Origin of the sequence: Parasphingopyxis marina (assembly GCF_014237875.1) — a bacterium.
GTDB classification, from domain to species: Bacteria; Pseudomonadota; Alphaproteobacteria; order Sphingomonadales; family Sphingomonadaceae; genus Parasphingopyxis; species Parasphingopyxis marina.
The window spans coordinates 1-1,442 of record NZ_JACJVJ010000004.1; the positions used below are offsets into that span (position 1 = coordinate 1).

Genomic DNA, 1,442 nt, shown 5'->3' on the forward strand with positions numbered 1-1,442 from the left:
GATTACATAGTGACGGATCTTTCCTTGGCGGAATATGGCCGGCGAGAGCTGGACATTGCGGAGACGGAGATGCCGGGATTGATGGCGACGCGGGAGGAGTATGGGGAGGAGAAGCCGCTTGCGGGCGCGCGGATTGCGGGCTGTTTGCACATGACGATCCAGACGGCGGCTTTGATCGAGACGTTGACGGCGCTGGGGGCGGAAGTGCGCTGGGCGTCGTGCAACATCTATTCGACGCAGGACCATGCGGCTGCCGCGATCGCGGCGACCGGTGTTCCGGTGTTCGCCAAGAAGGGCGAGACGCTGGCGGAATATTGGGAATATGTCGATCACATCTTCCAGTGGGGCGATGCGCCCTGCAACATGATCCTCGACGATGGGGGCGATGCGACGATGTACATCATCTGGGGCGCGCGGATCGAGGATGGCGAGGAAATGCCCGCGCCGACCAACGAGGAAGAGGAAGAGATGCAGAAGGTGCTGAAGAAGCGCCTTGCCGAGAGCCCGGGCTTCTTCACCAAGACGCGCGATGCGATCAAGGGAGTATCGGAAGAGACCACCACCGGCGTTCACCGGCTCTACGAGCTGGCGCGCAAGGGCAAGCTTCCCTTCCCGGCGATCAACGTCAACGACAGCGTCACCAAGTCGAAGTTCGACAATAAATATGGCTGCAAGGAGAGCCTGGTCGATGGCATCCGCCGCGGCACCGATGTGATGATGGCGGGCAAGGTTGCCGTCGTCGCGGGCTATGGCGATGTCGGCAAGGGTTCGGCGGCGAGCCTTCGCGGCGCGGGTGCGCGGGTGATCGTGACGGAGATCGATCCGATCTGCGCGCTGCAGGCGGCGATGGACGGCTTTGGCGTGATGACGATGGAAGAAGCCGCGCCGATTGGCGATATCTTCGTGACGACGACCGGCAACAAGGACGTCATCACCATCGATCATATGCGAGCGATGAAGGACATGGCGATCGTCGGCAATATCGGCCATTTCGATAACGAGATCCAAGTCGGTGCGCTGCAGAATCTGGAGCATGTCGAGATCAAGCCGCAGGTGGACATGTACACCTTCCCCGATGGCAACCGCATGCTGCTGCTCTCGCAGGGCCGCCTCCTGAACCTGGGCAATGCGACCGGCCATCCCAGCTTCGTGATGTCGGCGAGCTTCACCAACCAGGTGCTGGCCCAGATCGAACTGTTCACCAATCACGGCGCCTATGGGCATGAGGTTTACGTGCTGCCCAAGCATCTCGACGAGAAGGTGGCGAAGCTCCATCTCGACAAGCTCGGCGTGCATCTCACCGAGCTCACCAAGGAGCAGGCCGCCTATATCGGGGTCGAACAGCAAGGTCCCTTCAAGACCGACGCCTATCGCTACTAGCTACACCCCAAACCCAACCAAAGGGCGCCCGCCAACAACGGCCGGCGCCCTTTCTTGTGCGC

The 1,442-nt window shown here is 61.3% G+C and carries 1 protein-coding gene; it reads left to right on the forward strand.

From position 1 onward, the window contains the following. On the forward strand, nucleotides 1-1,380 hold a 1,380-nt coding region (ahcY, locus tag H6P80_RS16380; RefSeq protein WP_185802517.1), incomplete at its 5' end, for an adenosylhomocysteinase. Nucleotides 1,381-1,442: the final 62 nt, after the last annotated feature.